The following is a 20,930-nucleotide window of genomic DNA, read 5'->3' as shown; positions in this document are numbered from 1 at the left end:
ATCAGGAGATTCTGACGCGTGCGATGGTTGACACTCGCGAGCTGCCTGCTCGCCGCGGGGTGTGTGTGGCGGGGTCCGCAGATTCTGACGCCGGTGCGCATCGAAAGCGTTCAGCCGCCGCCGCCCGAACTGCACCCCACGGTCGTTCGTCCACTCTCCAACGTCACTGACGATCCGTTCCATCGCATCGACCGGATGGATTGGCCGGGGCCCAACGACGCGCGCCTCGCGAGCGGCGCGCCGGGCCCTGGCTATTGGCAGCAGCGCGCCGATTACAGCGTGGCTGCCACGCTCGACACCGCGGCGAAGACGATCCGCGGCACAGTGAGCATTCACTACACCAACAATTCCCCCGACACGCTTCGCTTCGTCTGGTTGCAGCTCGATCAGAATCTCTATCGTACGGACAGTAAAGGCTCCGCGCTCTTTCCCGCCGACTCGCGCTGGGGCGTCAGGGGCTTTCAGGGCGGCTATGTGCTCACCGGAATTCAGGTGAACGGCCGGGGCGTCACGGGCAAGGTCGACGACACGATGATGCGCATCGATCTCGAGGCGCCACTGCTTCCGCGCGGTGGCAGCATCGCGATCGGCATGCAGTACTCATTCAACATTCCGGAGCACGGTTCGGATCGCATGGGGCGTGACAGCGCGCTCTACGAGATCGCTCAGTGGTTTCCTCGCATGGCCGTGTACGACGACGTCCGCGGCTGGAATACCGATCCCTACCTCGGCCAGGGCGAGTTCTACCTGGAGTACGGCGACATCGACTACGCCGTCACCGTCCCCGCTGGGTATGTCGTCGCCGGCAGCGGCGTCTTGCAGAATCGCGCCGACGTCCTGACGCCGGTTCAGATCGAGCGCCTCGATCGCGCGGCGCACAATACCGGCGTCGTGCAGGTCATTACCGCCGACGAAGCGCTCGCGGCGCGACACCGCGCCACGCCGGGCACTCGCACGTGGCGGTTTCGCGCCGAGCACGTGCGGGATGTCGCGTGGTCCGCCGCGCCGGATTTCCGCTGGGACGCCACGAGCTGGGACGGCATTCTCACGCAGGCGTTGTATGAGTTTCCTAAAGCCGGCAAGGCCTGGGAATCCGCGGCCGAGCAGACGCAGTGGTCCATTCGCACCTACTCATCGCTGTGGTTCCACTACCCGTACCCGCAAGCGACGTCGGTCGCCGGGCCGGTCGGTGGAATGGAGTACCCGATGTTCGTGATGGTGCACTACGGGACGAGCGATCCCGCCTCGATCTTTTCCACGATCGATCACGAACAAGGGCACGAGTGGTTTCCGATGGTCGTGGGCTCGAACGAGCGGCGCTACGCGTGGATGGACGAGGGGTTCAACACCTATCAGAACGCGTTCTCGAATGAACGGCGTGTGCCGGGCACTGACTTGTTCCCCGGCTACGTCACGAATTGGAAGGAGGCGGTGGATGCGGGCACGCAGTCGCCGCTCATGACTCCGCCCGACCGAATCGACGCGTCGGCGCTCGGCGCCATCGGCTATCGCAAACCGGGCGCGGTGCTGCTCGCACTGCGCGACAACGTCATCGGTCGCGACGCCATGGACCGGGCAATGCGCGAATACGCGCGCCGATGGTCGTTCAAGCATCCGACGCCGGGCGATTTTTTCCGCACGGTCGAAAACGTTTCGGGCGAGGACCTGTCCTGGTTCTGGAGCGCGTTCTTCTACGGCACCGAAGTGCTCGACATCGCCATTGACGGCGTATCGATGCGAACGGCAAACGGTCGAACGGTGGCGTCGATCAGTCTCCGCCGTGCCACCACAATTCCATTTCCGGTGACGATCCGGCTCAAGTTCGATGACAAGTCGACCCGCGACATTCGCCTGCCGGTCGAGATCTGGTCGCACGGCGATCGCTACGTGGCCGAAGTTCCCGTCGAGCGTTCCGTAATCGGCGCGCGGCTGTGGCCGAACGGGAGCGTGCCCGACTGGAACGAAATCAACGATGTATGGGGAGATCCCCCGACACGCGACGCCGCAACGGCGTCTACGGGCGGTGGACTCGCACCGCCAATTCCGTCGAGCCCGTTTCAGCGATAGTGGCGTGCGAGGTGCGCCGGTCGTCCCTGTAGCAGTGGACGGCCAAGCGGCTTAGATTCCGCACCCTGTTCGTCTTACACTTTGATCGTGGAGTAGCAATGCCCGGTTTTGGCGCGTTGGCAGCCCGTTGGTGGATGCCCGTGTTGTTCATTGTGGTCGCGGGCCACCTCACGAACGTGTGCGTAACGCTGTTTCTCCATCGTGCGCAGACGCACCGCGGCGTTCGACTGCATTACCTCGCCGCGCTTCCCATGCGGCTGTGGCTCTGGCTGACCACCGCCATCGTCACGAAGGAATGGGTGGCGTGCCACCGGAAGCATCACGCGTTCGCCGATCGCGAGGGCGATCCCCACAGCCCCTTGATCGAAGGCTTGCGCAACATCGTGTTCAAGGGCGCGTTCTACTACCGCAAGGCCGTTCGCCAGCCTGGGATGCTCGAGAAGTACGGCAAGGGTACGCCCAATGACTGGATCGAGCGCAATCTGTTGAGCCGCCTGAACTGGGTCGGCATTCTCGTCATGCTCGCGGTCGACATGTATCTGTTCGGGTTCTTCATCGGCCCGGTCGTTTGGGGCGTGCAGATGTTGTGGATTCCGTTCTGGGCCGCCGGCATCGTCAACGGCGTCGGTCATGCGCTCGGCTATCGGAACTACGAAGTGAAGGATGAAAGCCGCAACATCTCGCCGATCGCCATCTGGCTCGGCGGCGAAGAACTGCATAACAACCATCACGCCGATCCGAAGTCCGCGCGCTTTGCGTCGCGGTGGTTCGAGTTCGACATCGGCTGGTTCTACATCCGCATGCTACAGCTGCTGCGTCTCGCAAAAGTGGATTACGCGCGCGGACATTAGCGCTGGGCGGCGGGTGATGGGCGTTGGGCCAAACGGCAAAAGGCGACGGAGAGAATCCGTCGCCTTTTGATTTTCACGTCAAGCGTCCACTGCCCATCACCCAGCGCGTAAATTGCGATTGACACGGAGACCGACATGGAAATCACTTGCACCCGCTGCGGCCAGCAAAAGCCCGGCTTCGAGCGTCCACCGTTTCCCGGCGAAATTGGGCAGCGCATCGTTCAGCAGATCTGCCAGGACTGCTGGGGCCAGTGGCTCAAGCAGCAGACGATGCTCATCAATCATTACGGCCTGAACGTCATGGACCCGCAGGCCCGCAGCTTTCTCAAGCAGAACATGCAGGCGTTCCTCTTCAAGTCGGGCGCGGAAGAGGACGTCGATACGTCGAAGAAGGGAACCATCCAGTGGTAGCGGCGCTGGGCGTTGGCCGATGGGCGCTGGTCGTGGCACTTGTCGCGGCGACGGCCTGCAGCTCGCCAATGACGAACTCCCGCCCAGTGCCCAACGCCCAGCGCCCGTCGCAGTGGGCCGACTCCGTTCTTGCCACGCTCTCGCCGCGCGAGAAGGCGGCGCAGCTCGTGTGGCCACAGCTCTACGGCGACTACACGCCCGCCACGAGTGCCGCATGGATTCGCGTGCAGCAGCTCATCGCGCAGCAGCATGTCGGCGGATTCATCATGTCGATCGGCTCTCCGATCGAGACGGCCGTAAAGCTCAACGCCATGCAGCGATCGAGTGCGCTGCCATTGCTCGTCGGCGCCGATTACGAGACCGGTGCCGCATTCCGCCAGCGCGGCGGTTACTTCCTGCCGAACAACATCTATCTCGGCGGCGCCACGATGTTCCCGTATCAAATGGGACTTGGCGCAACGCGTGATACGTCGCTCGCCTATCAACAGGGGCGTGTCACCGCGCTCGAGGGCCGCGCGATCGGCGTGCACGTCGCGTTCGCTCCGGTGCTCGACGTCAACAACAATCCGGCGAACCCGGTCATCGGCATGCGGTCGTTCGGGGAAGATCCGCATCTCGTTGCAGACATGGGCGCCGCGATCATTCACGGCCTGCAGGAACACGGCATGATCGCCACGGGAAAGCACTTTCCCGGACACGGCGACACGGACGAGAACTCGCATCTCACGATCACGACGGTTCACGCGAGCCGCGCGCGCATCGATAGCGTCGAGCTCGTGCCGTTCCGTCGTGCCATCGCGGCGGGCGTGCAGGGCATGATGACCTTCCACGGACTCATTCCCGCGCTCGACACGGCCTCGGTACCCGCGACGCTCAATCCGGCGATCATGACCGGACTCCTGCGAAAGCAGCTCGGCTTCAACGGCCTGCTCATTACCGACGCCATGGACATGAGCGGTGTGCTCGCTCGCGTATCGGTCGCAACGCCCGCGGCATCCGCGACGTCGCCGTCGGTGTCGGGCAGCTATGGCGGAACGCTCCGCAACGCCATCACGATCGCCGAAGCGTGCAAGCTGGCGATTCATGCGGGCGCCGACATTCTCCTGATGCCAAGCGACGTGCCGGCCGCGATCGACGCGGTGGTCGACGGCGTGCGCGAGGGACGATTCACGCAGGCGCGCGTCGACTCGTCGGTTCGGCGCGTGCTGATGATGAAGGAGCAGCTCGGGCTCGAGCGTCGTCGCTTCGTCGACCTCGATTCGTTGCGGGCGATTGTCGGCGATACCGCACACCTTGCCCTCGCCGCCACGATCGCCGAGCGTGCGATCACCCTGGCGAAGGATTCGTTGAACCTGGTTCCACTGCGCGCCGCGAGCGGCCAAAGCCCGCGCGTGTTGTCGATCACGCTCGCGCCGCGCAATGATCTCGCGGCCGGCACCACATTCAACGGTGAATTGCGCCGCGTGGCACCGGGCGTGCGGACGGAGTGGGTCATTCCCGACGACCCATCGACGAACTTCAATCGGTTACTCGCGTTGAGCGATTCAGTGGACGTAGCGATCGTTGGCTCGTACATCACTACCGGATCGAACGTGTCGGATCCGAGTGTGCCGGCGCCGCTTGCGCAGTTCATGCGCGATCTCGTGCAGCGGCATCCTCGCACCATCATCGTGGCATTCGGCAATCCCTATCTGCTTCAACAAGTGCCGTCCGCGTCGACATACATCGCCGCGTGGGGCGGATTTCCAGTCTCGCAAATCGCGGCGGGTCGCGCGGTCATCGGCAGCGCGCCGATCTCCGGGCGATTGCCGATCAGCATTCCTCCACTGTTGCATTTTGGCGCCGGATACGATCGATTGATATCGCCGCGCGCTGTGTCGCCCTGAGCGTCGCCCTGAGCATCGTCTCCGGGCTTGACTTTATTCACAAACTGCTACTAATTCGCGTGCGATGCCCGATCGTCCGCTTTCCGCACGCGCGCCGGCGCGCGCTCTCATTCTCGCCGTCGACGTCGTGCTCTTCACGCCTCGCGTGGCAGAGCTGGCGGTGCTGCTCGCCGCGGCGCCCACCGTCGCGGCGGGCGCCGCGCGCGCGCGCGATCGTCGCGCCTTCCCGTCGGATTCACTGCGCGGTGAAGAATCACTCGCGGACACCGCGGCGCGCGTCGCGCGAGACGTACTCGGTGGCGCGCCCTCGTTGCTCGAGCAAGCCATCGCACTCGGCGGCGCACGGCGCGTCACTGAAGGCCCGAATGTCAGCGTCACGTACTTCGGTCTCGCGCCCGAGGCCAACGTCGCACGCGGTGACGCCGAGTGGATCGCGCTGTCTGAATTGTCTGCGCTCGCGGGTCGCCAGCGCGAAACCCTCGACGCCGCACTCAGCGCGTTGCGCGCACGCGTCGATCAACAACCCATCGCATTTCGGTTGCTGCCGGCGGCGTTCACCCTGAGCGAGCTCCAATCGGTCTACGAGCTCCTGCTCGGACGTCGCCTGCACAAGGCGAGCTTTCGGCGCTCGCTGCACGCCGCTGGTCTCGTCGAGGCCACTGACGAGTGGCGCAGCGAAGGCCGGGGTCGTCCCGCGCAGCTCTTCCGCTATGCACCGCCGCGCCGCCGGCATCAGCGGCGCGGAATTCGATTCGATCTGCTGAGCTGATTCAGTCCGCGCGCTGCGGACCTTCGATCTCGAGCATCGCGCGCGCGATCGCCGCGTTGTCCGATGCCATGCGATATAAATCCGCGAATGCCGGCGAACGCTCGTCGCCGAACGCCTGCGCGATCACCACCGGCTTGTGTCCCGGGCGCCGCTCGTGCTTCGCGCGCCGCTCGACCGACACGCAGGTGCGCGCGACTTCGCGGTCCCGCCGCACGTCGATCGCGACGTAGCCGCCGCCGGGCAGTTCACGTTGGTAGACGAGCGCGCTTTCTTCCCCGTACGATTGTTCCGTCATCCCTTCCTCCTGCTTCCGCTGCGTGCCTGCTTGCCGAGTACGCGGTCGATGGTGCGTCGGGTATTTCGTCGCTTCATCGCGGGCCCCCACAGGTCGCCGACCCGCCGAAGTCGAGACGGCATGGTCTCGAGCGTGAATTGCTCGAGACGAAGGCTGCTGCGCAGTTCGCGCCAATCGAGCGGTGCGGAGACGGTCGCCAGAGCCCGCTCACGCAGGGAATAGGCCGCGACGACGCTCTTCCCTTCCGCGTTCTGTTGTGCGTCGACGTAAGTCGTATGCGGCGGCCGCGCCTTGATGCTGCGTTCGACGGTCGCTCGGTCCGGATGCGCCTCCACGACGCGCTCGGCAATTCGCTCGGCGGCCAACGCGGCTTCCTCGAACGCCGTCTTCGGCGGGAGCGGAAGTACGATGTGTAGGCCGCTGGAGCCCCACGTCTTTATTGCGGCCGTGAGCCCCATTTTGTCAAGCTGGGCTTTGATTTGTTTCGCCAGCGTGACCACGTCGCGGAACGGAACATCGTCGCCCGGATCGAGATCAATCGTGGTGGTGTCGGCGTACTGTCGCGTCTTGATGCGCGCCTGCCATGTGTGCACCGCGATCGTCCCGATCTGCACCGTGTAGAGCAGCGTCGACAAGTCGCCTCCAATCAATCGCTCGGCCTTTTCACCGGTTGCGGCTATGATAGGCGCCGTCCGTACACCGCGCGGTACGGATTTCCCCGCATTTTGCTGGAAGAAGAACGGACCGTCGATACCATCGGGATAGCGCTTCAGGATGAGCGGACGGTCTTTGATGATCGGCAGCAGCATCGGCGACACCGAGACGTAGTAACGCATTACGTCACCCTTGGTGATGCCCGCCTTCGGGAAGAACGATTTGCCAAGACTCGATACGTGCAGCGTCTTGCCTCGTCCGAGCGCGAGTTCACCGTCGCCGTCCTCGCGCTCGATGCGTTGCAATTGCTTGATGATGGACGCCGTAGTTCGCCCGTCGCTCATGTCATCTCCTGCGCCCACTGTTGTACGCTTTCGCGCTCCTTGTGCACGTCGCGCGCGTTCTTGTCTTCGCGCACGCCAAGAAAGATTGGTTGTCTCAGCCGGCCGTCCGACGTCCACTCGGCGAACTTCACCTCGACCACCACCGTTGGCCGTACCCAGTGCGCGGGCTCGTTCGTCTTGACCGGCTCGGCGAATGGACTCGAGCGACGCTCGAGCGGCTCGAGTCGTCGACGCATGTCACGCAGCGAGGCGCGGTTGAATCCGCCGCCCATGTGTCCGACGTAGCGAAGCCGGCGATGCGCATCGAAGTATCCCAGGAGCAGCGCACCCAGGTATTGGCGCGACAGCCGCGGCTCCGTATAGCCGCCGACCACGAACTCGGCGCGATGCTGCAGCTTGAGCTTGCGCCAGTCGCGCGAGCGGGCGCCGGGCACGTATCGCGATTCGAGCCGTTTCGCGATCACGCCTTCCCAGCCGCGCCGGCGCGCTTTGGCGAGCATGCGCGCGCCGCTTGCTGAGGATTCGCTAATTTTAATTCTCTTATCACCGAATTGGTCGACCAGGGCTTCGAGTCGCGCGCGGCGCGCCGCGAGCGGTTGCCGAGTGAGATCGGTGCGGCCGTCGCGCAGGATGTCGAAGAGCATGATGGCGGCCGGACTCGTCTTCATGGTGTCGGCGATCGCTTCCTTGCGATGAAAGCGGCCCTGCAGCGCTTGAAAGGGGGCCGGGGCGCCGCGTACCATCGCGACGATCTCGCCGTCCAGCACGAGCGGGCGTCTGGCGCGCTTGGCGAGCGCCTTGAACGCGTCGACGATCTCGGGAAACTGGACGCTCTTGTCGCGTCCGTTCCGCGTCACGAGCTGAATTGTACGAGCGCTGACAACGGCGATGACGCGCATGCCGTCGTACTTCTGCTCGAAGACCCAGTCGCGCCCGGCCGGTACCGTCGTGCCGATCGTCGCGTACATCGGTTCCGGTGCGGACATGGTCGACCTTAGGTGCGCATGCTCGATGCCCACACTAGATGCGCATGCTCGAAAAAGAAAACGCCTCGGACGTTGCCGAGGCGTTTCTTGTCGACCGTTTGCGCGGGATCACGACGCCTTGACTACGTCGGCTGCTTGTGGGCCCTTCTGACCTTGAACGATCTCGAACTCCACGCGATCGCCTTCGGCCAGGGACTTGAAGCCGTTCCCCTGGATGGCGCTGAAGTGAACGAATACGTCGGGGCCGCCTTCACGAGAAATGAATCCGTACCCCTTGGCGTCGTTGAACCACTTCACGGTGCCTTGTAGACGAGCCATTGCACGTACCTCTTGCCGAAACTGTGACCCTTGATCCCGCGCTGCGGTAATTGCCTTGCTGCGCACCCCGCCTGCGTGATCCTCCCCCCGCCTCGCAGCCTTCGCCAATAAATCAACGAGGCCGCTTGTAGGGCGGTCGAGGCAAGTTTTGTGCAACTCGAAGGGGTCAAACTGGCGGAGGCGTGCTTTTCTCCCGCCGTACACTACCGCTTCACAGCGCCTCGCCGACTATGCGGCGCCAGCGATATAGCGGGCCACGCGTCCACACGCGGCGCAACGCAGCGTGACATGCGAGCGCGGCGGCGGGGGGACATCACCCGGCTCACGTTCGATGGGCCCGGAGCACGACGGACAGCTCAACGGGGCACCGGTGCGGTCGTTCGCGATCAAGTGCAAGGCCTGCGCTGGGTTATACGTAGCCGGGCGTGGCTTCCGCATTCGTCCCTCCTCGACAGCTGACTGCCCGGAAATACGGCTCCGGTACGCCTGTAACAGCTAACCTTCTAATTCGCTAAGACTCTCAACGTTATATACTTGTCACATTGAGGTTGTGTTGCGGCTGGGGTCGCTTGGGATCGACTCCGGGCAAGCACGGCGCGCGCAGTGGCGCCTGCGTTATACGCCCGGCGCGCCAGATGGTTCCCCATAGCCACTCCCATTGCCCCACCTACAGGACGACGGAACAGGCCTGCGGATACGCGTACGGTCCTAGGCAGTACTGCCCGCTATCCCCAGTCGTGCGGACGCCGCCAGATCCGCCGCTTCAGGCGCCAATGCGCCTTTTCAGAAATCTCTCGACCGTCGGGAAACAGTTCACTGTCGCCGAGGAGGTCGAGCATGTCCGTGGCCTTGGCGGACGACTCGTCGGCCCAGTGGACGATTTCCGCTTCCGTCGTCATCGGCAGCACCGGGCTGCCGAACTCCAACGCGCCATGATGCGACAGAATCATGTGCTGCAGCTCCATGAGCTGCGCGCTGTTGCACACGGCCTCACCCACCGCGGCGACGCGGCGCTCCAGCATCAGGCAGCCAAGCACGATGTGTCCGAGCAACAGCCCGCACGGCGTCGTCGTGAACCCGCCCGGCCCGATCTCGTACGACTCGAGCTTGCCGATGTCGTGCAGCAGCGCACCCGCGACCACCAGATCGACGTTCGCGCGCATCGTCCGCGCGGCCTGGCGCGCAATGCTCGTGACTTCATAGACGTGTAACAACAAGCCGCCGAGCTTGGCGTGATGCCCGGCGGTGGACGCCGGCGTCCGCTCGAACCGCACCCGGAAGTCGTCGTCGCCGAAGAAAAGGTCGAGCACACGTCTCAGCGTTCGCGATTCCATCTCCGACCGAACCCGGTCGACCCACGCCCACAACTTCGCGCAATCGCCGTCGATGACCGGCAGAAACTCCTCTGCACGAAACGTTTCGTCGGGAAGAATTCTCACCGGGCCGGTCAGCGACAGTTGCTTCTTTCCCGGTCCGCCCCGCGTGTAAATCGTGACGTCGCCGATCGCTTGCACGACCTTGCCGGACCGAGCGCCGTCGGCCCATTCGAGCTTGTCCGACCAGATCGGCGACGTATCGATCTTTCCACTCGCGTTGCCCAGCGTCAGCACGACGTAAGGATCGCCGTTGCTGGTCTTCTTCTCGGCGCGCTCATAGACGAGGAGCTCACCGGTGACGCGTTCACCGGGAGCGAGATGTGGAATGAGAAGCGGTGGCATGAGAGGAGGGAATCCGCGGCGAATGATGCATTGAGGCTTACCGCCGTGTCCAGTTTTTGCTATCGTCTATTCACGAAATTCACCACCGACTCCGAGGAGAAGTCCTATGGCGGCCAGCAAGCGCAGCGCCGGTGCAAGGAAGAAGTCTCGCGCGAAGTCCGGGGGCAAGACCGCGAGCGCGCGTGGCGGATCAAAATCGCGCGGCAGCGCGAAGAAAGGCGGCGCGAAGAAGAGCGCGAAGAAAGGCGGCGCCAAGAAGTCCATGGCGAAGAAGGGCAACGCCAAGCGCGGCAACAAGCCGGCCGTCAAACGATCGAGCGCTTCGCGCGGCAGCGCCGCAAAGAAGAGCGGAGCGAAGAAGAGCGCGACCAAACGCAGTTCCGGCGGCGCAAAGAAAGGCGGCAGTCGCAATCCGCTCTCGCGTGTGACTCGCGTCGCGAAGGAGATCACACAGCAGGCCACGACCGTCGTGACCGAAGGCGTGGAGACGCTCAAGGAGCTCGGCGAGAATCTCGTCGATCGTGTTACGAGCTGACGGCGCGGTGTGAATCCATCCAGTCCGCGAGCATGTCGAACACTTTTTCGCGGCCATAATCGACAGTGATGACGTGAGCGGCGCCTTCGATCCACTCGAGGCGCTTCTCGTCGGCGCCGAGGCGAGCGAACGCCGCCTCGGCGTCGCGCATTGTGATGCGATTGTCTCCGCGCGAATTCACGACCAGGGTCGGCGCCATAACGCGCGGAAGTGCGGCGGCCGCGCGGTGTACGGTCTCGCGAAGCGCACGGAGCGCCGCCGGCGTGAACACGCCGTACGCCAGACTGCGTTGGCGTTCACTCGGGTCGAGTACCGAGAGTCCGTCACCTGAGCGAACGAGCGGCACTATCGGTCCCCAAATCCAGGACAGCGCGGCTGCACGCTCGATCGCAGGCGGCATGGCCAGGTACGGCGCGACGAGTCCGAGCGCAGGCAGCTCGGGAGCCGTGGCGGCGACTTGCACCGCGAGTGCGCCGCCCATCGACAAACCGACGACACCGACCCATTCGTGCCGCTCGCGAAGGCGCGCGTAGTGTACATTCGCGGCGTCTGTCAAATCATCGGCTCGCAGCCGAGCGAACGCCGCCGGCGTGCGTCCGTGGCCGGGGAGTAGCGGTGCCTCGACGTGATAGCCGCGCTCGAAGAGTCGGTCGGCGAGGTAGCGCAGCGTCTGGGGCGTATCGCCGGCACCGTGGAGCAACAGCGTCGCAGGCGCGCCGGGTCGCGCAAGAACAAACCCTTCGGCACCGATGACAATGCCGTCCGGTCCCAGCGGGGCACGTGAAGCAACGAACGTTGTCAGTGTTCGGACGTGCCGCCATCGCAGCGCATATAGCGCAGAGGCGAGGACGACCAGGCCAACGATCGTGACGGTCGTCATGCGGAGAGCTGGCGGTCAAACACGGATGCGCTCCGGACGTACACTGAACCGGGAGCATGGATCAATCGGGCCAAAAATATACACGCCCGCTCTTTGTGGAGCGGGCGTGCCGATGCTTGTCGAGATGAGAGTGCTACTGGAGGGCCTGTTCCGCTCCGTCCGCGATGGCCGGGAAGGGAAGCTCGTTGTCGAGCGCTCCCGATTCCAGTCGTTCCGCGAGCTGCGACGGCGGAGCGACGATCAGCGAGGTGCCTTTGCGCTCCACGAGCCCTTCGCCTGTCAAGCGTCCCAGCACGAGCGAGACCGATTCGCGCGTGGCACCGACCAGTTCACACAGCAGGCGATATCGCGCGGTGCACAGGACGATGCGGCCATCTTCGCGCGTGAATGTGTTGTTGCTGGCCATGCGCACCAAGGTGGCGAGCAGGCGCTGCTCGACGCTCAGCGTCGTCAGCTCGCGCAGCTTGTCGAGCAGCGCGGTGCGTTCGCCCATGAGCTGGTTGACGAGCATGAGCGATTGATGCGGCTGTTCGCGGACGAAGGCGCGGAATCGCGCGGAGCTCAAAAACAGCGTTTCACTCTCTTCATCCGCGCGCGCGTCGGTGACGTAGCGCGCGTTTTGCGAAAGCCCTTCCGAGCCGAACGTCTCGCCGGGCGTCGCGATCCACGGCACGAATCCGCGACCGGCGCGCACTCGGCTTCGCAGAACGATCCGTCCGCGAGTCACGATGAACACGCCATCCGCCGCCGCACCGCGTTGATAAATCGCAAAACCCGAAGGCCACGACGCACGTGCGGCGTAGGCGGTCAGCGTTTCTCGTTCAGCGTCTGTCAACCGCGCGAGGCCCAAGTTCATATCCCCCACAACCATCCTCACATCCCGCATCAGAATGCAGGGGTTGCAATGTCTGGGCCGCTCTTGACACGGCTAGTGCACCGCCCTCTGTTGCATGGCTCACGGATACGTCGCTGTACGGCTCGCTATCCCGCTCCTGCACGCGTGCTTCAGATACTCTCCGCGTCATGACGCTCGCGGTGGCCAACCCCTCGTCCTTTCAGCCCAACGTCCCGCAGACCGTTCCGATTGTCGTCCTCGGAACGGATGCGTTGCTTGCAGCCTCGCCGTCGACGCCGGTGCAGCTCGCACACGCATGTTTGCGCGCGGGTTTCGCCAACGTCATCCCCGCGAGCTGGGGCGATGAGCTCATCGCGAGCGCTGTGCTTCGCCGGTTGCCGCACTTCACGGGCGGACCCGCGATTCAATGCAGTTGTCCGATCGTCGCGCATCGCCTTCTGAGCGTCGGCGGAGACTTGCGTCAGGCAATGATCGGTCTCGTCCCGCCGCCGGTCGCGATCGCGCGATACGTCCGCACGCTCTCGCAACCCGCGCGCACGCGTATCACGTACGTCGGCCGCTGCCCGGGCGCGATCGATGACTCGATCGACATTCGGATGACGCCGGATGCGCTGCTCGGCATGCTCGCCGAGCGACAGATCGCGCTCGACGAGCAACCGCGCGTGTTCGAGTCGGTGATTCCTCCCGACCGTCGCCGCTTTCGCTCCCAGCCCGGTGGACTTCCTTCGGCCGACGCGCTTTGGAACGATGCGGGTGCGCGCACGCTCGTCGAGATCGACGGAGACGACCTCGTTGCCGAGCTCGCGCAGCAGCTGCTGAGTGGTAAGAATGTGCTCATTGACGTTTCCGCACGACTCGGCTGCGCGTGTAGCGGCGCACTTGGCGGAATGTCGGCGAAGGACGCACGGGCCGGCGTCGTTGCGCTCGAACCGCCGCGTGCGACGACCGCGGTCGTCGAAGAGAGCGCGCCGATCGATCTCGATCTCGCGGTGCCCGCGGCACCACGCACGCCGACCGACGTCCTCGCGATCTCACCGTTCGACACGCCGCCGAAGCCATTCCTCACCCCACCCGCCGCCGGTACGATGCCCCTGGGTCATCGAATCAGTCCCGTCCGCGGGCTGTCGACGGTCGTCGACGTCCGGCAGTCGCGCACGAGCAGTCCGGTGAATCCGCGCGCGGTCCTGGGTGCGGTGCCCGTGAGTCGCGACGTCGAAGGAAAATCGCTGCCGCGGGCATACGTTGCGCGCCGGCGCTCATCACCCAAGGGCATTCCGGTGATGTCTCTTCCGCCTGACGACATCGCGGATCCACCGCCGCTGCCGCGTCGACGGCGCGCGAGCACGGAGACAACCGCGGCGACTGACGTTCCGAGCGTCGCCGAGGCTTCGACACGGCGCGCCGGATCGGAGATTCGGCTGGCGCTTCCGGCGTCGCTCACGGCGCGCCATCTCCTTTATGTCGCGGGTGCGATCCTTCTGCTCACGCTGTCGGTGAGCACGATGGTGGCGGTGATCGTCGGACGCTTCCTCCGATAATCACCGCCGGATCGCTTGCTGCGACTGAATTACAGGACTGAATTACGGCGCGTGCAGTGCCGCGCGCGCGTTCGCGACGGCCTGCGCCGCGCGATCGAAGCGTGACGCAAGATCCGCTATCTCCGACTGCGTCAAACCCGCGTCGTTTGCACGAATGGCTTCGTTGATCGACGGCAGGGCCATGTTCGCATAGCCGTTGTTCTCATCCGCCACGTAAATCAGGTTGCGAAACCACGGCCGGCTGTGCAGTCCTTGCGGTCGAATCAACGCTCGTTCGACCTGAAGGAGGGCCTGGTTCGCGCGCTCAGTCGTGGCGCGCGATGCATTGTTGGCGAGCGCCGAATCGCGCGCGGCATTGAACGCCGCGCCTTCACGCTCGAGGCGATCGATCGACGTCACGAGCGTTGTCGTGGAAGCGGTCCAATGATGCGCCATGACGGCGCTGTCGATCGCGGGCAAATACCGGCGCATGGTTCGCGCGAATTCGACATAGTCGTATGGCAGAACGTCGGCGTCGGCGAGCCGCAGCATCATTGCCGTCGCGATGCGCGCGGCGGCCGCGTGATACTTGAAGCCCGGATCGCCGAACTTTGTCATCCACGCGTAGTCGTCGTACTGCGAGTGATACACGCCACCCGGTCCGCCAAATCCCCACTCGGCGATCGGAATGCCCAGGTGATTGTAGAAGCCCGCGAAGTCCGAGCCGCCGCCGGGATCGCCCATCGCGGGCTCCGCGCCGTTCGCGACACCACTCGCCTTGCGCCATTCGCTGTATACGCTGCCGGCGTTGTTCGGATCGGGAACGAGTCGCGCGACGTCTCGCAACGTCGGACGTAAGGATGGGGAACCGCCGCCGTTGAAGCGGGGTCCCTGCGCCGCGACGTCCTGATTGAGATACGCCACCGCGCCGCGCGCCAAACGAAGCGAATCGTCTTCGACGTATTCCGTCGAGCCGATCAAGCCCCATTCTTCGGCGTCCCATGTCGCGAACACGATCGTGCGCTTCGGGCGCCACCCGGATTTGAGCTCGGCGGAAATCGCGCGCGCCGCCTCGAGCACGCTCACCGTACCGCTCACGTTGTCGGCTGTACCCGGACCCCAGGCGTCGCGGTGTCCTCCCACAATGACCAGCTCATCGGGGAATTCGGTGCCGCGAATGATGCCGAACGTGTCGTAGATCGGCTTGACCGCCTTCGTGGCGCGGTCGTCCTTCACCGCGAGACGTGCGCGCACCGGCCCCGGCCCCACGTGATAATGAAACGCTAATCCCCCCTGCCATCCGCGCGGTACGCTCGCGCCACGCACGTCCTTGAGCAGCTCCGCGGCGTTGCCGTAGCTGATCGGCACCACGGGGATGTGCGGGATATCCATCTGCTGAGGCATCAGGCGTGGCACACCGGCCTTGCTGCCGTACCCCGGCGTCGACGGATCACCGTCGGAATTCAGAATGCTTCCGCGCTGCACGCCGGCGCTGTTCCGCATTGGGCCGTCAGGATAGACGTCGCCGACGACGTATCCGTCGTCCTGCGGATCGCTGTAGATGAACAACCCGACCGCGCCATGCTTCTCCGCCTCGCGCGCCTTGATGCCGCGGAACGATCGGCCGTAGCGCGCGATCGCAATCTTCCCCTTCACCGACACGCCCATCGAATCGAGCTGCGCGTAGTCTTCGATCAAACCGTAATTCACGTACACGACATCCGCGGTGACGTCACCTTCGCCGCTGTAGCCGTTGACCGTCGGATATTGCGCGAGCGCGGACGTCGGGTCGCCGGCGACCGGCGGCTCGGCCAACGAGAGCTCCTTCGGCCGTGGCGATACCCGCGCCGCATGCACGGAGACGGGATGCGGCATCCACACGTCGTATGATCGCACCTCCGTCTCGATCCCCATTTTCTTCATCTCCGCGACCACGTAGTCACGGGTGCGCGCTTGCGCCGGTGTGCCCGAGACGTGCGTCTCGCGCGAGAGATCCTTCGATTCGCGCGCCGCAACGTCCGGCGAAGGACGTGCGATCGCGCTCGTCTCGAGCTGTCGTTCACGCGCCGCGTTGGCGGGAGTGTAGCCGACCATCGGCTGCTGCGCGGACAACGCCGCGCCGCACAGCGACGCGACGACGATGACCAATGTTGTTTTCACGGAGATAATCCGGGTGCGAGAAAGTTCATCAACACTTCCGTGAACTTACCGCCAAGCAACGCGTCGCGCTCGCGCGGTCTCGTGCTTACTCGTGCTTATTCGTGCTGGTCCAGGGCCGCACGGACGGCCTCGCGCAGTCGCTTCTCACGGTCGGGCGCCTCGCCCACACTCGCCGCGATCGCACCGAACTGCCGCAGCATCTCGCCCTGGAGAAACTCGGCCGTCTCCTTGATGCCGAGTCCTTCCAGCGCGCGCTCGGCAAGATGGTGGAGCAGGAGTCGCGTGTCGTTATCGAGGTCGTCCAACGACGGTGGCGTGCGCGGTGGCGGCGCGACGCCGCGACCACCGTTGCGTTTTGGAGACTCCCACAGCGCGGCAACCGGTGCGAGCGTCACGACGAACGATCCCGGCGTGTGCTCCTCGTGTCCGGCGATCACACCGCGGCGCTTCAACACATGCAGCTGCCGGATGATCGCTTCGCGCACGACGGAATGCCCGCCTTCACTGTTGTTGCCGCGACCGGTGATGATGAGCACTTCCTCGGCACGATCGATCTGCTGCTGGCGAAGCCACGCCTCGGCTCGGGTAGACGCGGCCTGCGGCGTCGGAAGCGACTCTCGCAAGTTCAACGTGCGCTGCGCGCCGAAACGCACTTCATCGAACGCTTGGCGAAGACCCCGCAGTCCTCCGCCCACACGGCGATCCGGACGATTCATGACTCTGAATCTATCCCAGAAACACCGCACGGTTACGCCACGCGCCGCTTCCGCTCGATGAGCACGGCACCGCCCAAGCCGAGGATCGCGACCAGAACGCCCGTTGCCAATCCAACGATGGATACCGTCGGCCCGATGTCGAATGAGCCATACATTCTTCTCGCCCACGCCCTCAGCCATGCGTCGACGTCCTCGCCGCTCGCTTGCTTGAACGCATCCACCGCCGGCAAAGGCGAATGCCAGAACCGCGCGAACCGGTCGTGTCCGAGCGTATGCACCATGTCCGACACGATCAATCCGTCGGACGGACCGAGCGGCGTGCGACGCACTGGACCATAGAAGCTCGACACGCTGCTTCCGAACGACGTGACGACGTGCGAGCGCCACGCGGAGTCGACGCCGCTGGCCCGTGAGCTGAACAAAATGCGTTGACACGCGCCCGGTTCGCCGGCGATGCACGCCACCCCGGCGGGTGTGACGAGCGCGCGTAGTTGATCCTGTTGATTGTCAACTTGCCAGTCGGGCTGGCGACCGTACATCGGGCTGCGAGATAGCCCGCGCCACGGAGCGGATTCTTCGTTCCACGCAGCGATGCGCGCGGGTGCCCAGCGCGTATCGAACATCCAGCGCTGCACCGTGCGGCTCGGCATGCCGAACTCGGCATACAACGCGCACGGATTCAGGAGCGCGTCGATCGTTTCCGGCGACGTAATGAGCCGAGCGATGATGCGATCGAGATCTAGCCGAACGTTCGTCCGCAGGCCCCGCACATGTGCCATCGACACGCAGACGCCCTGCGTTGCGGCATCGGGCAGAAACCCTTCGATCGGCGTACCCGGCATGAGCGATCGAGCAACCGGCAGGCCGTGCGGCATCTCCAGAGTGTCCAGGACGACGGCAATCACCGTCGGCTGTGTTGTTGTGATGTGCAGCCGTGCCCACTGCGTCTGGATCGCTGAGAGCAGGCGCTGCCGAGTGACTTCGCTCAGCTTCGGATCGAGCATCACTATCGGCTGCGGCCCGCGAAGGTTGCGCGCGGCCTGCAGCAGCGAATCGCGCAATTCGAGCGAACGCAGTCTGCCGTTGGCGCGCGCAAGTTGTCCTTCCATCGCCGCTGCCGGGCTGCCGCGATACTCCCACTCTCTGGGCGCCATGATTTCTGGCGCACTCATCGCCGGAGGCGTTGCGCGAAACAGCGCGCCGAACCAGATAAACGCGCAAGCAAGGACCGTAACGAGCAGCCAGCGGGAAACGGTCAGCGCCATCGCGAGCTCCTCAGTGCGAGGCCGGCGCATGCCCCCGCCCACACGAGCGACGAAACGGCCGTCATGAGGTCAATCGCCGTCGACGTCGACTTGGTGTCAGCGATCGTGGCGCGCCAGCGCGCGACCACCGAATCGATCGGCATCTTCGCCGCCGCCTCGATGCGCTCGCGGCGCGAGCCGTTGGCCGCGAAGCGATCGAAGGCGCCTGACCCGCCCAGCTGAAGCGCGAAGCGGACGAAGCTCTGCCGCACGAGCGGCGGCGCAGGGAGCGACAGTGCATCTCCCGGAATCAGCTCGGCGACTGAATCGCATGCTGGTTGCAGTCCTTGTTGCGTGCATCGGTCGTAGAGGTGCACGTCCGCCGTTCGAAGGATCTGTCGAAACGTTCGAATCAGGCTGGAACGTTCCGATGCATCATAGAAGTCGAATACGGGATTTAGAGAATCCGAAAGCCCGAGTACTTGAAGACACCGCTGTACGTCTCCGTCCGCACACTCGCGATCGGCCTTTGAGGCGGCAAGCAGCAACGCGACGCGCGCGGATGACCAATCGTCTCGCGTGGGTTGAGTGAGCGCGATGGGTCCGCCAAGCCAGTCGCGGACAGGGGGTCCCAGCTCATCCATGACGACCTGCTGCGCCTTTGCGGCCCAAGCGGTATACAGCGCGTCGGCAGTCGGATACACGGAACTGCGCAGCGTAAGGCGTCCGGTCGAATCGGCGCTCGACGTCAACACCGGAAGACGGTCCCGAGGGCTCGACGAGCTCGCGGACCTCGTCACGACGTCGCGAGCGCGCGGATCGCCGGGTGAGATGACGACGAACGGATGGCGAAGCAGTCGTTCAGCGAACGCGCCGTACGCCCGTTCGACGACGGGCGCCAAGCGTTGCGCTGCCTCGTACGCGAGCGCCGCGCTGCTCGAATCGGAGCGTGCGATCACGTCGCCCACGCGCACAGAGTCGGGAGGCAGGTTCAAGTACGTCTTGGTCTGCCGAATTGCTTCGGCTGCCGCCATCGGACGCCAAGTCTTCGCCAACGAATCGACACGTCCCCTGAACTCGGCCACGGTCTGAGCGCCGGCATGTCTCGCGAGCATCAGTCCCGCGATCGCGACAACGACGCGCCTAGACATCGACCAGCGCCCAACGACCACCGAACACCGCCAGCAGTCCCGGCGTCGCGAACAGGACGTCGATGGCGTGCGACAGGATGTCGATGTGCGAGTTCGCCGACGAGAGCACCACCTGTGCGACGATGATGAGCGCAATCGCGCCAAGGATGTATCCCGCGGTTCGCGGCGTCGCGGCGGAGATGGCGAAGAACAACGCGTACGCCACGAGCGTCGCGAATGCAAAACGCAGCGTCAGCGCGAGAGGATAGGCGTGCAGCTCCTTCGGCACCATCGAGCTGTGCGCCACGATTTCGGTCGCGATCAGCAGGGCGATGACCGGAATCACGAGCATCAGGATCCCCGCCGCAAATCGATACCACACGTACCGCCACCGCGCGATGGGAAGCGACAGCGCATAGACATGCCGCAGGCGATGATCCGACGCCCACGCCAGCATCGCGGTCGCGAGTCCGAGCGCGCCGGCCGCGATCGCATACCCGACGCCCCACCCCTGCATGGTCAATACAAAGGTCGCGAGCGGCGATACGCGCGCTTCATCGGCCGCGAATGCCGCGGTCCGCAACGAGACGAGCGGAATGGCGAAGACGATGAGAACGCCGAGCAGTGCCAAGCCCTTGCACCACTTCCATTGCGTCTCGAGAATCGCACGCCACATCGTCGGTCGGTTCATCGCGTCACCTCGGCCTTGCTGCGGAACGACCGCAGCAGCTCGACGAATCCATCCTCGAGATCGAGATCCACGACTTCGCGCAGCGTCGCGCCCTGCGGTCCGAAATACTCTCGCATGTCGTTCGACCAGCCGCGCACGAGCCACTGTTCGCCGCTGCCGTTTTGCTGACGCCGCGTCAGCACAGTGAACGGCGCGTCGGCCGTCACGCGCGGCGGATTCACGATCGAGAGCCGCTTGATCCCATCCTTGAATTGCTGCATCGGTAACTCGGCGACGAGTGAGCCGCGATCCATGACCGCGATCCAATCGCAGATCCGCTCGAGCTCGTGCACGAGATGACTCGAGATGAGCACCGTTGCGTGGTGATTCGAGACGTACGCCAGCAGCGCCTCGAGCACCTCGCGCCGAACCACGGGATCGAGCCCGTCTGTCGGCTCGTCGAGCAGCAGCAGATCCGGCTGCTGCGCAAGGGCGAGGAGCATCATCAACTTTCCGGTCTCACCCTTCGATAACGAGCCCACACGGCGATCCGGCACGAGATTGAATTCGCGCTGCAGCTCGCCGGCCCAGCGCTGGTCCCAGCGCGCGTGAAACGCGGAGTGGTAGCGGAGCGCATCGTCGACCGTGAGCGTCGGATACAAGTGGGGGCGCTCGGGGACGTACCCCGTTCGTGCCGTGACCGCAACATGGTCGGCCGGCATTTCATGCCCGAGTACCGTGATTGTTCCGCCGCCGGGCGGCAGCAATCCAAGCAGCAGGCGGATTGTCGTGGTCTTCCCCGCGCCGTTCGGCCCGAGAAAGCCATAGATGGCCCCGGACGGCACATGCATACTCAAATTAGAGATCTGAAATCCGCGGCCGGGGCGGTACTGGAGATCGCGCGTTTCGATGGCGAGCGTCAC

The 20,930-nt window shown here is 64.7% G+C and carries 20 protein-coding genes; 7 read left to right on the top strand and 13 right to left on the bottom strand.

The features are described from left to right. Nucleotides 1–18: 18 nt before the first annotated feature. The 5 genes from VN706_21155 to VN706_21135 all read left to right on the top strand — a co-directional run bounded on the left by VN706_21155 (nucleotide 19) and on the right by VN706_21135 (nucleotide 5,984). Complete coding sequence (locus VN706_21155) at nucleotides 19–2,067, top strand: M1 family metallopeptidase (protein HXT18152.1); 2,049 nt, start codon at nucleotides 19–21, stop codon at nucleotides 2,065–2,067. Between the two features lie 98 nt (nucleotides 2,068–2,165). Next, the gene (locus VN706_21150) at nucleotides 2,166–2,918 is read left to right on the top strand and encodes a fatty acid desaturase (protein ID HXT18151.1); all 753 of its coding nucleotides are present in this window, start codon (nucleotides 2,166–2,168) and stop codon (nucleotides 2,916–2,918) included. A gap of 135 nt (nucleotides 2,919–3,053) precedes the next feature. Further along, nucleotides 3,054–3,329 carry an oxidative damage protection protein gene (locus tag VN706_21145; protein HXT18150.1) on the top strand — a complete coding sequence of 92 codons (276 nt, stop codon included), beginning with the start codon at nucleotides 3,054–3,056 and terminating at the stop codon, nucleotides 3,327–3,329. Between the two features lie 68 nt (nucleotides 3,330–3,397). Then, nucleotides 3,398–5,215: a glycoside hydrolase family 3 protein gene (locus VN706_21140; GenBank protein HXT18149.1), complete on the top strand. Its 1,818-nt coding sequence runs from the start codon at nucleotides 3,398–3,400 to the stop codon at nucleotides 5,213–5,215. A 64-nt stretch (nucleotides 5,216–5,279) separates the two neighbouring features. Further along, entirely contained in the window at nucleotides 5,280–5,984 is a 705-nt protein-coding gene (locus VN706_21135; GenBank protein HXT18148.1) for a hypothetical protein, read from the top strand. A 1-nt stretch (nucleotide 5,985) separates the two neighbouring features. Here the strand turns inward: VN706_21135 and VN706_21130 are convergent, their stop codons facing one another. From VN706_21130 to VN706_21110, 5 genes are all read right to left on the bottom strand, one after another. Beyond that, nucleotides 5,986–6,279, bottom strand: a complete 294-nt coding sequence (locus VN706_21130; GenBank protein HXT18147.1) for a hypothetical protein — start codon at nucleotides 6,277–6,279, stop codon at nucleotides 5,986–5,988. Continuing rightward, nucleotides 6,276–7,277 carry a non-homologous end-joining DNA ligase gene (gene ligD / locus VN706_21125; protein ID HXT18146.1) on the bottom strand — a complete coding sequence of 334 codons (1,002 nt, stop codon included), beginning with the start codon at nucleotides 7,275–7,277 and terminating at the stop codon, nucleotides 6,276–6,278. The genes VN706_21130 and ligD (VN706_21125) overlap by 4 nt, the downstream gene beginning before the upstream one ends. Then, nucleotides 7,274–8,263, bottom strand: coding sequence for a non-homologous end-joining DNA ligase (gene ligD / locus VN706_21120; GenBank protein ID HXT18145.1), 990 nt, complete (start codon nucleotides 8,261–8,263; stop codon nucleotides 7,274–7,276). The genes ligD (VN706_21125) and ligD (VN706_21120) overlap by 4 nt, the downstream gene beginning before the upstream one ends. A 108-nt stretch (nucleotides 8,264–8,371) precedes the next feature. Continuing rightward, complete coding sequence (locus tag VN706_21115; GenBank protein ID HXT18144.1) at nucleotides 8,372–8,581, bottom strand: cold shock domain-containing protein; 210 nt, start codon at nucleotides 8,579–8,581, stop codon at nucleotides 8,372–8,374. 725 nt (nucleotides 8,582–9,306) lie between these two features. Next, nucleotides 9,307–10,299 carry an HD domain-containing protein gene (locus VN706_21110; protein HXT18143.1) on the bottom strand — a complete coding sequence of 331 codons (993 nt, stop codon included), beginning with the start codon at nucleotides 10,297–10,299 and terminating at the stop codon, nucleotides 9,307–9,309. A gap of 106 nt (nucleotides 10,300–10,405) precedes the next feature. Between VN706_21110 and VN706_21105 the strand changes: the two genes are divergently transcribed. After that, complete coding sequence (locus VN706_21105; protein HXT18142.1) at nucleotides 10,406–10,834, top strand: hypothetical protein; 429 nt, start codon at nucleotides 10,406–10,408, stop codon at nucleotides 10,832–10,834. Here VN706_21105 and VN706_21100 read toward each other — a convergent pair. After that, nucleotides 10,824–11,714 (bottom strand): alpha/beta fold hydrolase, encoded by an 891-nt coding sequence (locus tag VN706_21100; GenBank protein HXT18141.1) that lies wholly within the window; start codon nucleotides 11,712–11,714, stop codon nucleotides 10,824–10,826. The two genes, VN706_21105 and VN706_21100, sit on opposite strands and share 11 nt — an antisense overlap. A 133-nt stretch (nucleotides 11,715–11,847) precedes the next feature. Beyond that, on the bottom strand, nucleotides 11,848–12,570 hold the full coding sequence (locus VN706_21095; GenBank protein HXT18140.1) for a Crp/Fnr family transcriptional regulator: 723 nt from the start codon (nucleotides 12,568–12,570) through the stop codon (nucleotides 11,848–11,850). Between the two features lie 167 nt (nucleotides 12,571–12,737). On the opposite strand from VN706_21095, the gene VN706_21090 reads away from it, so the two are divergent. Further along, nucleotides 12,738–14,108, top strand: a complete 1,371-nt coding sequence (locus tag VN706_21090; GenBank protein HXT18139.1) for a hypothetical protein — start codon at nucleotides 12,738–12,740, stop codon at nucleotides 14,106–14,108. 42 nt (nucleotides 14,109–14,150) lie between these two features. Here the strand turns inward: VN706_21090 and VN706_21085 are convergent, their stop codons facing one another. The 6 genes from VN706_21085 to VN706_21060 all read right to left on the bottom strand — a co-directional run bounded on the left by VN706_21085 (nucleotide 14,151) and on the right by VN706_21060 (nucleotide 20,930). Then, a complete protein-coding gene (locus tag VN706_21085; protein ID HXT18138.1) occupies nucleotides 14,151–16,247 on the bottom strand; it encodes a M28 family metallopeptidase in 2,097 nt (698 codons plus the stop codon). A gap of 95 nt (nucleotides 16,248–16,342) precedes the next feature. Beyond that, nucleotides 16,343–16,963, bottom strand: a complete 621-nt coding sequence (locus VN706_21080) for a hypothetical protein (GenBank protein HXT18137.1) — start codon at nucleotides 16,961–16,963, stop codon at nucleotides 16,343–16,345. 32 nt (nucleotides 16,964–16,995) lie between these two features. Beyond that, complete coding sequence (locus VN706_21075) at nucleotides 16,996–18,228, bottom strand: hypothetical protein (protein ID HXT18136.1); 1,233 nt, start codon at nucleotides 18,226–18,228, stop codon at nucleotides 16,996–16,998. Beyond that, a complete protein-coding gene (locus VN706_21070; GenBank protein ID HXT18135.1) occupies nucleotides 18,219–19,358 on the bottom strand; it encodes a hypothetical protein in 1,140 nt (379 codons plus the stop codon). The genes VN706_21075 and VN706_21070 overlap by 10 nt, the downstream gene beginning before the upstream one ends. Next, nucleotides 19,351–20,028, bottom strand: coding sequence for a hypothetical protein (locus tag VN706_21065; protein ID HXT18134.1), 678 nt, complete (start codon nucleotides 20,026–20,028; stop codon nucleotides 19,351–19,353). The genes VN706_21070 and VN706_21065 overlap by 8 nt, the downstream gene beginning before the upstream one ends. Beyond that, entirely contained in the window at nucleotides 20,025–20,930 is a 906-nt protein-coding gene (locus VN706_21060; protein HXT18133.1) for an ABC transporter ATP-binding protein, read from the bottom strand. Before VN706_21060 ends, VN706_21065 begins: the two co-directional genes overlap by 4 nt.

The organism is Gemmatimonadaceae bacterium (genome assembly GCA_035606695.1).
Lineage (GTDB): Bacteria > Gemmatimonadota > Gemmatimonadetes > Gemmatimonadales > Gemmatimonadaceae > JAQBQB01.
Note: the sequence above shows the minus strand (reverse complement) of the source record. Positions and strands in the feature narration are given on the sequence as shown.

Bases quoted from the DNA above. Each gene is read 5' to 3' on its own strand.
- VN706_21150 (HXT18151.1), top strand. From the start codon at position 2,166: ATGCCCGGTTTTGGCGCGTTGGCAGCCCGTTGGTGGATGCCCGTGTTG.
- VN706_21145 (HXT18150.1), top strand. From the start codon at position 3,054: ATGGAAATCACTTGCACCCGCTGCGGCCAGCAAAAGCCCGGCTTCGAG.
- VN706_21140 (HXT18149.1), top strand. From the start codon at position 3,398: ATGACGAACTCCCGCCCAGTGCCCAACGCCCAGCGCCCGTCGCAGTGG.
- VN706_21135 (HXT18148.1), top strand. From the start codon at position 5,280: ATGCCCGATCGTCCGCTTTCCGCACGCGCGCCGGCGCGCGCTCTCATT.
- VN706_21130 (HXT18147.1), bottom strand. From the start codon at position 6,279: ATGACGGAACAATCGTACGGGGAAGAAAGCGCGCTCGTCTACCAACGT.
- ligD (HXT18146.1), bottom strand. From the start codon at position 7,277: ATGAGCGACGGGCGAACTACGGCGTCCATCATCAAGCAATTGCAACGC.
- ligD (HXT18145.1), bottom strand. From the start codon at position 8,263: ATGTCCGCACCGGAACCGATGTACGCGACGATCGGCACGACGGTACCG.
- VN706_21115 (HXT18144.1), bottom strand. From the start codon at position 8,581: ATGGCTCGTCTACAAGGCACCGTGAAGTGGTTCAACGACGCCAAGGGG.
- VN706_21110 (HXT18143.1), bottom strand. From the start codon at position 10,299: ATGCCACCGCTTCTCATTCCACATCTCGCTCCCGGTGAACGCGTCACC.
- VN706_21105 (HXT18142.1), top strand. From the start codon at position 10,406: ATGGCGGCCAGCAAGCGCAGCGCCGGTGCAAGGAAGAAGTCTCGCGCG.
- VN706_21100 (HXT18141.1), bottom strand. From the start codon at position 11,714: ATGACGACCGTCACGATCGTTGGCCTGGTCGTCCTCGCCTCTGCGCTA.
- VN706_21095 (HXT18140.1), bottom strand. From the start codon at position 12,570: ATGAACTTGGGCCTCGCGCGGTTGACAGACGCTGAACGAGAAACGCTG.
- VN706_21090 (HXT18139.1), top strand. From the start codon at position 12,738: ATGACGCTCGCGGTGGCCAACCCCTCGTCCTTTCAGCCCAACGTCCCG.
- VN706_21080 (HXT18137.1), bottom strand. From the start codon at position 16,963: ATGAATCGTCCGGATCGCCGTGTGGGCGGAGGACTGCGGGGTCTTCGC.
- VN706_21075 (HXT18136.1), bottom strand. From the start codon at position 18,228: ATGGCGCTGACCGTTTCCCGCTGGCTGCTCGTTACGGTCCTTGCTTGC.
- VN706_21070 (HXT18135.1), bottom strand. From the start codon at position 19,358: ATGTCTAGGCGCGTCGTTGTCGCGATCGCGGGACTGATGCTCGCGAGA.
- VN706_21065 (HXT18134.1), bottom strand. From the start codon at position 20,028: ATGAACCGACCGACGATGTGGCGTGCGATTCTCGAGACGCAATGGAAG.